We start from the raw sequence: 8,105 nt of genomic DNA on the forward strand, positions 1-8,105 counted from the left end.
GCTAATGACTTAAGTGAACGTCCTTCTTGGTGAAGTTTAACCAGTGAATCTTTAAAATCTTGTGAATAACGAATTGACATAAAAATACTCCTATACTTTCATTTTACGGACTGAATAAAAATAGTCCATTTTTTTAGTATAAGAGCATCAGTGCTTGTATGGTTTGTGTAATATTAGTGCCAGCAATTTGGGTAACGGTCACTTCAGTGTACCATTTTCATCAGATGGAATTAAATTTGGAGAATCTAACAATAAATCTGAATTGAGTGACCGTGTACAAAGTATTGCCAATCTTTTTGACAAAGCTGGTGTTCCCTATGAAATACCAGAGAATATGATTCGTGAACAGTGGCGAAAATTTATGTTAAACGTTAGTGGCAACAGTACTAATACATTATTACGTGGAACGCATAGTTATTTTCAGAAAGTTAATGCTGCCAACCAAGCAAGAAAAATATTAATTGATGAGATATTTGCTGTTGCAAAAAAATTAAAAACAGGATTAACGGATGCAGACGTTCAATGGGTCATGGAAGCATACAATAATTATCCTGCAAGCAATAAAAATTCAATGTTACAAGATTTTGAATCAGGGAAACAAACCGAAAATGAAATGTTTTGTGGCTATCTTGTTGATTTAGGAAAAAAATTAAAGGTTCCAACTCCTGTTAATCAATATGTTTATTTTATGATTAAAGCTTTGGACGAAATAAATTCAGGTATTTTAGAATAGTCAAATGGAGGTGAATTGGATTACTTTTTGCTAAGGTAGCACAACCATCTTAATCATATTTTGGTATCCAATTGAATTCATAATCTTTTTACTCACATTGATACTCATTTGGTCATTCTCCATATTATTAAATTCCTAAGAACCATAAACTTACTAACAGAAGTCAAGTGTTTCAAGGCATTTGACTTCTGTTATTTTGAGATTTTGTTAACAATTAGCACTACTTAAATAAACCGCTGTCTTCAAATCGATTTTTAAAAATCTTAGGCTTATAAATGTAGAATACTAGCGCTTTGATGCAGCTTTGTAATCATACAGTTGATGATTAATGACTAGATAATGCATGGTTCTCAGTAATCGCGACATGGCACCAATGGCAATTTTCTTTGTTCCCTTAGACAATGAAGATTGCTTTTTCTTTTGATATCAATCATTATTATGACTGGGATGCTCATAAGATGCGCTACTCGCTATATTTGATATTGCTCTAAATAGAACTTTGAGTGCGGTACTATTTCCCTTTTGGTGATAAAACCTGTGCTTTTGTAATCACCTGAGTCATTGAATCTTAAATCAATCCCAACAAAAGCGTTTAGCTTATTGGCAGTACGAAAACGATGTAAATCGCCAAATTCAGCTATCAGCGACACAACTGTTTTATCAGAAAACCCTGGAATGGTTTGATGAATGCTGTATTCCGGTAAATCCTTAGCCTTACCTAACATAGCAGTCAGGATGTCACCCTTGGTACCATGCAACTCAATCAAACGCTTTGCATAGTATTATATAACTTGTGCAACATTATAAGAATTGGCAGCAACTGCAGGCGCTGATATCTGACCCATACTCATTAATTGATCGACTAATTTACGTAATCTCTGGTGACCGATATGCCAACTGATCCCACCTTGAATCGTTTCCATGAGTGCTTGCCTCGAACGTCTTGTAATTATTGCATGTGGCACTATTGTTAAGAGTTCTCAATAATGTGGACTATCGGTGGCAGAAAAGAGTCCTTCGATTTCAGGAAAGGTCAGTTGTAAAATGCGATGTAATCTATTTTTTGTACTGACAATATCATGATTAATTTGTTGATAAAAGCGGCTCATATCTTGTAACTCAATATCAATTGGATTTTGAACATAACTTTTAGCACGAGCTAAAATGAATTGGGTCTTAGCCAAGTTTTTAGCATCATTCAAATCATTTTTATTCAGGCGAAGCTGATCCAACTGTTTTTTTGCTGCTAAGGGATTGAGATCAGTATAGGGATAATTATGCCAATCCAAAAATGATTTAAATCGTCGCGAATAAATACCGGTTGCCTCAAAAACAATATCAGGAAATTCATTAAATTGTATGATAATTGTATTGAGTTGATTGAATCCCAGGACATCATGGGTTATCTTGAAATGTTGAATTACATTACCATCAACCGCCACCGCAACCTGACAACCATTTAATTTTCTATACTCGACGCCTAGCGCCTAACTTACTAAGATGAAATTGTGTGGTAAAGCCAGTGAAATGGCCATTTTTTGCTACGACATCTGGTGTCAAAAGGACCAACGACCTAAGTTTCACTACCAATTTTAGAATAAATCCAAAAAAGGTGAATATCATCTCCGTCGAGAATAATCTTCACCTTTAATGTTAGTAAGTTTTTTAGCATAATGAGATATTAAATCGATACGTCCGACGTTTTATACCCAAAGAGAGCAAAATCGAAACAGCTAGCGCCAAAGAATTAGATCAAATCAACCATTGGATTAATGCCAGACCAATGAAAATACTTAATTGGTATTTACCACGAAATATTTTTCAGCAGTTCGCATTTTTCGGTTAATTCTTGCAATCTGCCATCTACCTTTTATAATCGCAATCGTATCTCAAATGTCGCCTAAGTAACTGAATAAAAATAGTCCAATTTATTGACTTCTGAGCAATAGTGCTGTGAATGAGGAAAATATAGTTAGTCTGCTTACTAAACATGATATAAAATATACTGATTTCTCCGACTATCAGTTAATAGATTTAAATTTTTTATTGGAAGAAAATGTTGTAAGTCGTAATGAAAATGATTTATTATTTTTTAGTAAATACCAAAATATGATGCTTCGTCTGTATTATAATATTTGGTCATATGAAGTAATTAATTATTATAATTTTCCATCAGTTTTCAATACTTATGTGGGTAATTCATATCAGAAATTAATCGATGATAGTATTGAGAAAGGTATATTCTGTACAGAGAGTACTCTTTTTGCAAAGCCTGAAATTGATTTTATGAATTATTTGTTAAACGATTCTTTCAATAATTCAAAAGGTATTCGAAATAAACATGAACATGGCGATAGTTTAGATGATGACAACAGTTACTATGAAGACTATCTTTATTCTGTAATTGTTTTTCTCGTATATATTGTAAAAATTAATGAAGAACTCCATTTTCAAAATCTATTACACGGAAACGAAGGATACTGGCTGGAGCCGGAGCCGTAATACTTATTTTTTATTAAAGATCGATATGTTCGTATAAACGTAAAATATAATAAATTAATTTAACAAAAGCAATAATGCATTCAGTTTAACATTGACTGAATGTTTTTTAATTTGAAAAAGAGGAAAAAATATGGTTAATAAGTTTGGTAGTTTATCACTACAAGGAAAAAGTATCGGAAAGCTCACATTTGCTGGGCGCAATTTAGTTGGTGCAAATGCTGATGTGGCAGTGGCAATGTTGAATTTGAATAATACATTGAATACTGAAAATGTCACACCACAGGCTGGTTTTGATTTTAGTATGGCTTTTGGCACACCACTAAAACTGATCGATGCAAAAATTATTGCTGGTACTGCTCGCAGTAACCAAAGAAATGGCGCTCGTGTTGCCACTAAGACAGGTATTTTGTTACCTATGTCTGATGCTAAAACAGACATTTTGCCAGAAGAAGAATACGATGCCGTATTCGTATCAGGTAAAGACAAGACACCACATGGACGTGTGCGTAGTGCTGATGCGTTTGATAGTCATGATTTAGTTTTGTTTAGGGTTACACCTAACTATAAAACTGACAATCGTGGCGAAGTTGCTCGTGATGATTACGATGAACCAATTATTTCAAATTATCAGTTCAACTTTATCCAACAAAGCAAATCAGGCGATGTTGGCAATGATGATAACATTGTCCGTATTTTGGTTGACCCAGCAGAAAGTGAACGCTTGCAAGCTGGTTTGAAGCCGGGGGACAAGTTAGTGCCACAAGGTTTGAAGTTTGCATTTGCTGGTAATGATGCCACTGATTGGACTGTGTATGCTGACACGTTAGTTGCTCTTGATGAAAAGGCAACCGAAAAGCCAGCATCAAATCAAAACAAGGCAACTACTAATCAAGCTGACAAAGCAAAAGGTTAATAACTTCGCAGCTATTTTTTATGTTTAGACTTAAATAGGGAATAACTTATAGTGGCTGAAAGTATTGAAATACTCGAAACAACTAAGCCCTTTATCCCAAAGTTCTGATACGCTCGAGTACCAATAATAGATCCCAACGAGCCACCTAAATAGTAGGTGACCATATATAAGGAGTTGAGGCGACTATGAAGCTTAACATCAAGGTGGTATATGCGCCCTTGATTTAAGGTCATGTTCATTCTGGAACCAACATCAAGAATTAATGTAACTATGATTATTCCAATAATATTTTGCCATGTAAAAGACAATAGCAAAAATGAGAAAATCATAGTGAATAGGGCAACGGTGTTCCAGTTTCGAGCGTTACTGCTGTCTGCTAATTTTCCTGAAAATCCGGCAGCTAATGAGCCAAGAACACCAATTAGACCAAACAAACCTACAATGCCTGTATCAAAATTGTATGGATGCCTTACTAAGATAAAAGTTAACGGGACCCAGAATATGTTGAAAGTTGCAAAAGCAGCGAATCCAAACACCATTGTTTCTCGTAATACTGGTTGATCTTTCACAATTTCAGGTAGGGATTTTAATATAGCAATATATGTCGACTGTTTATTCGTTGAATCTCTAGGTAATATTACTACTGTAAATATGGCTCCAATAAGTAAAATAAATGAAATTATCAAATGTATCATTTGCCAATCCAAATATTGTCCTAAAAGGCCACTAATCACTCGTCCAATTAACACTCCCAGAAAAACACCAAAAAGTAGTTTTGAAGTTAATTTTCCCTTGTTAGGGGTATTAGAGTTAGAAGAAACAAAAGGTATTACTAATTGTGCTGACACGGTAGAAAATCCCATGAATAAGCCAAAAACCTTCATAATAAAAAAATTCGGACTAAATGCCATTGCAGAGAAAAAAATGGCTGATGAAACCAAACTAGTTACAATAAGTGTTTTTCTATTAAACCTGTCTCCGAGTGGGACAATAAGCAAAAGCCCTAATGTGTATCCAATTTGGATATTTGTGATTAAAGAACCACCTTGACTGGTTGAAACATTGAAGTATTTGATTATATGGACTATCAAAACTTGATCATAGTATAAATTTGCAACAGCAAGTGCGCACAATACTGTCAAAATATTCAAAATTATTTTTGATGGAAATTGCTTTTCATTCATGTTTCAGTCTCACTTTTCTTTAGAAATATATCTGTTGTATACTATAATTCTAAAATCAAAATCTAAACAGGGATTCTCTATCCCTGTTTCATAGAACTAGTGGGCTAACTACATGAATAATGACAACTTTAAAAATTTTGGTTTGTTTTTGAAAAACAAAAGAGCGGCAATAAATCCCGCAGATTATGGCATTCCAATTAATAAAAATAGACGGGTAGGTGGGCTTAGACGAGAGGAAGTTGCTGAATTAGCTCATATCAGTACCGATTGGTACACGAAACTAGAGCAAGGCAGAAAAATAAGACCATCAATTGAAACGCTTGATATTTTAAGCGACATTTTACACTTAAATTCTGGTGAAAGAAAATATATATTTTCTTTATTGGGAATAGAGGTACCACCTTCACACGATACGGAAACTAAAATAACCACGAGGTTACAAAACTTTCTCGATTCTCAAAATCCTAACCCTGCTTATATTACAGATTGGGAATATAACTTTATTGGCTGGAACACGTCTGCTTTAGCTGTATTTGGAGACTATCGAACAATGAATACTTACGAAAGAAATTCTGTTTGGCGATTATTTACAGACTCAAGTATGTCCAATTTGCTAGATGACTGGGAAGGTCATGCAAAGCTACGTGTCAGTCAACTAAGAATAGCATATATTCAAAATCCATCAGACATGTTTTTAACATCATTAGTTGAACGTCTGTGCAAGCTAAGTGATGTATTCACGGAAATATGGCATGATATAGATATTATGGGTACTCCGGAAGGTGACAAATTATTACATCATCCAAAGGTCGGTGAATTGCGGCTATCACATCTTACTTTTTTAACTGATGAAGTTGAGAATGTTAACGTGACAGTTAACGTTGCAAATGATAATACAACACAAAATAAGCTTGCTTTTCTTTACAACAATTTTGAAAAAAATATTAAACATTCTGTTTGATCAAGGTTTTAATTATGTCCATTACTATGTTTTAATTCACTCCAAATTATATTTTTTTCACCAATTTTGATTGCCTTTTCATAGTATGAAAGTTTAGTTTTCAGAATATTACGTTGCCTAATGCTCTCCTGGACTTTTTCTTCAGCATTATTGAGTTCATTTTGAATGATATGTAAGCGTTCGGTAATGCTTTGGTCGCCCAGTGCGCAAAGGTCAATATAATTTTTAATGGACGATAAACTCATTCCAGAGTGCCGGAGAGCTAGGACCATCTCAACATATTCCAAATCTTTGTCAGAAAAGAGGCGGGTATTTTGCTTATCTCTGACAATATTAGGAAATAACTCCTTCTTAGCATAAAATCTTAAAGTATATGGTGAAACTGAAAAAATCTGAGCCACATCATTAATGGTATACATTGTTTTCTCCTTGACTGATAGTTACTATCATGCAGTATATTTAAAATATTAATTGATTATGGGAGAAAATACAATGTCAAAAGACGTATGGTTTATTACCGGCGCATCAACAGGATTAGGTAAAGCTTTGGTGCAATTTTTGTTAACTCAAAAATGCAAGGTGGTCGCTACAGCTAGAAATCCTGAAGATATCAGAAAGTATACGCAACAATATACTAATCACGATGACTTAATGATTTTACCAGTCGATGTCACTGACAAACAACAAATAGCAACTGCTATTGAAACTGTTGTAAAAACATGGCACCAGATTGATGTGTTGGTCAATAATGCTGGGTATGCCTATTTTTCATCAGTAGAATTTGCTGATGATAATATAGTTAAAAATATGTTTGATGTAAATTTTTGGGGTGTTAAGAACATGTTAGACGCTGTTTTGCCCATCATGCGAAAACAGAAAAGTGGTCAGATCATGAATGTCTCTTCGTTAGGTGGGTTAAGAGCCTTTGCTGGTTTTGGCTATTATCATGCGACAAAATTTGCATTAGAGGGACTAACTGAAAGTTTATCTCAAGAAGTTGCACCACTTGGTATTGATGTGACATTGTTTGAGCCTGGGGACTTCAAAACAGATTTTGCTGATAGGTCTGCGGTTGTTAATGCATCAATCAATTCTGTATACGATGCTACGGCCGGTAATAATATAAAAGGGTTACAAAAGCTTTCAGGTCATCAACCGGGTGATCCTGCCTTATTTGCAAAAGCGGTTTTTGAAATCCATCAGTTAAACAGGAAACCATTGCGTCTACTATTAGGTTCTGATGCCTATGAAAGAGCGACAGAAAAGTACAAAAAAATGTTAAAAAATTTTGAGCAGGATCGTGAGATTACAATTTCAACAGACTTTAAAGTAAAAAACAATTAATTAAGAAAACACAACACAAAATGGAAAGGTTAAAGGCTGATTAAACAATCGGTCTTTTTTAGTTGTTACAATGGCACAGAAAATGATTTATTTTAGCTTTATGTTTGGGGTTTGGCTCGGCTATGTTGGGTCTATGTTCCCTATATTTTTACTCTTTATGAGTTTGGGTCAATCACTACATGTCGCTATGATAGTTGCCAGTGTTTTGACTTTTTTATTTATTATCGTTCAACGAACCTTTAGGGGTTTACATTTAATCAATCAATTACAAAAGAATATTTGAGAGAAAGGGTAGGTTACTAAATTAGTAGCCTTTTTTTATGCTCAGAAGTCAATAAATTGGACTATTTTTATTCAGTTACTTAGGCAACATTTGAGATACGATTGCGATTATAAAAATTGATATACCAACCAATGGCTGCTTGGACTTGCGTTAATGTTTCGTATGCCTTCAAATACACCTCTTCA

12 protein-coding genes and 1 pseudogene are annotated in these 8,105 nt (G+C 34.3%); 7 read left to right on the top strand and 6 right to left on the bottom strand.

From position 1 onward, the window contains the following. Positions 1-187 precede the first annotated feature (187 nt). Positions 188-733 (top strand): ketopantoate reductase family protein, encoded by a 546-nt coding sequence (locus IEU65_RS10070; protein WP_168441524.1) that lies wholly within the window; start codon positions 188-190, stop codon positions 731-733. A gap of 470 nt (positions 734-1,203) precedes the next feature. On the opposite strand, the gene IEU65_RS10410 is transcribed toward IEU65_RS10070, so the two are convergent. From IEU65_RS10410 to IEU65_RS10420, 3 genes are read right to left on the bottom strand one after another with little or no spacing between them, the layout of a single operon-like run. Further along, entirely contained in the window at positions 1,204-1,458 is a 255-nt protein-coding gene (locus IEU65_RS10410; protein WP_010291571.1) for a transposase, read from the bottom strand. A gap of 57 nt (positions 1,459-1,515) precedes the next feature. Beyond that, on the bottom strand, positions 1,516-1,656 hold the full coding sequence (locus tag IEU65_RS10415; RefSeq protein ID WP_010291569.1) for a hypothetical protein: 141 nt from the start codon (positions 1,654-1,656) through the stop codon (positions 1,516-1,518). 57 nt (positions 1,657-1,713) lie between these two features. Further along, positions 1,714-2,175, bottom strand: a complete 462-nt coding sequence (locus IEU65_RS10420) for an IS110 family transposase (RefSeq protein WP_010291568.1) — start codon at positions 2,173-2,175, stop codon at positions 1,714-1,716. Between the two features lie 230 nt (positions 2,176-2,405). Between IEU65_RS10420 and IEU65_RS10080 the strand changes: the two are divergent. From IEU65_RS10080 to IEU65_RS10090, 3 genes and pseudogenes are all read left to right on the top strand, one after another. Further along, positions 2,406-2,579 (top strand): annotated as a pseudogene (locus tag IEU65_RS10080) (IS30 family transposase); the annotation flags it as partial. Positions 2,580-2,686: 107 nt separating this feature from the next. Beyond that, entirely contained in the window at positions 2,687-3,235 is a 549-nt protein-coding gene (locus tag IEU65_RS10085) for a hypothetical protein (protein ID WP_010291567.1), read from the top strand. A gap of 130 nt (positions 3,236-3,365) precedes the next feature. Continuing rightward, a complete protein-coding gene (locus IEU65_RS10090) occupies positions 3,366-4,148 on the top strand; it encodes a hypothetical protein (protein WP_010291566.1) in 783 nt (260 codons plus the stop codon). An 11-nt stretch (positions 4,149-4,159) separates the two neighbouring features. Here the strand turns inward: IEU65_RS10090 and IEU65_RS10095 are convergent, their stop codons facing one another. After that, on the bottom strand, positions 4,160-5,332 hold the full coding sequence (locus IEU65_RS10095) for an MFS transporter (protein ID WP_010291565.1): 1,173 nt from the start codon (positions 5,330-5,332) through the stop codon (positions 4,160-4,162). 112 nt (positions 5,333-5,444) lie between these two features. On the opposite strand from IEU65_RS10095, the gene IEU65_RS10100 reads away from it, so the two are divergent. Continuing rightward, positions 5,445-6,293 (top strand): helix-turn-helix transcriptional regulator, encoded by an 849-nt coding sequence (locus tag IEU65_RS10100; RefSeq protein ID WP_010291562.1) that lies wholly within the window; start codon positions 5,445-5,447, stop codon positions 6,291-6,293. 8 nt (positions 6,294-6,301) lie between these two features. Here the strand turns inward: IEU65_RS10100 and IEU65_RS10105 are convergent, their stop codons facing one another. Further along, positions 6,302-6,712, bottom strand: coding sequence for a MerR family transcriptional regulator (locus IEU65_RS10105; RefSeq protein WP_010291558.1), 411 nt, complete (start codon positions 6,710-6,712; stop codon positions 6,302-6,304). Between the two features lie 73 nt (positions 6,713-6,785). Here IEU65_RS10105 and IEU65_RS10110 point away from each other — a divergent pair, with 73 nt between their 5' ends. Together IEU65_RS10110 and IEU65_RS10515 are read left to right on the top strand one after the other, a co-directional pair. Beyond that, the gene (locus IEU65_RS10110) at positions 6,786-7,637 is read left to right on the top strand and encodes an oxidoreductase (protein WP_010291557.1); all 852 of its coding nucleotides are present in this window, start codon (positions 6,786-6,788) and stop codon (positions 7,635-7,637) included. A 70-nt stretch (positions 7,638-7,707) separates the two neighbouring features. Next, positions 7,708-7,920 carry a hypothetical protein gene (locus IEU65_RS10515; RefSeq protein ID WP_010291550.1) on the top strand — a complete coding sequence of 71 codons (213 nt, stop codon included), beginning with the start codon at positions 7,708-7,710 and terminating at the stop codon, positions 7,918-7,920. A 79-nt stretch (positions 7,921-7,999) separates the two neighbouring features. On the opposite strand, the gene IEU65_RS10565 is transcribed toward IEU65_RS10515, so the two are convergent. Beyond that, positions 8,000-8,098, bottom strand: a complete 99-nt coding sequence (locus IEU65_RS10565) for an IS3 family transposase (protein WP_041775301.1) — start codon at positions 8,096-8,098, stop codon at positions 8,000-8,002. Between the last annotated feature and the right edge of the window lie 7 nt (positions 8,099-8,105).

It is taken from the genome of Leuconostoc pseudomesenteroides KCTC 3652, from assembly GCF_014634745.1.
Classification (GTDB): Bacteria; Bacillota; Bacilli; order Lactobacillales; family Lactobacillaceae; genus Leuconostoc; species Leuconostoc pseudomesenteroides.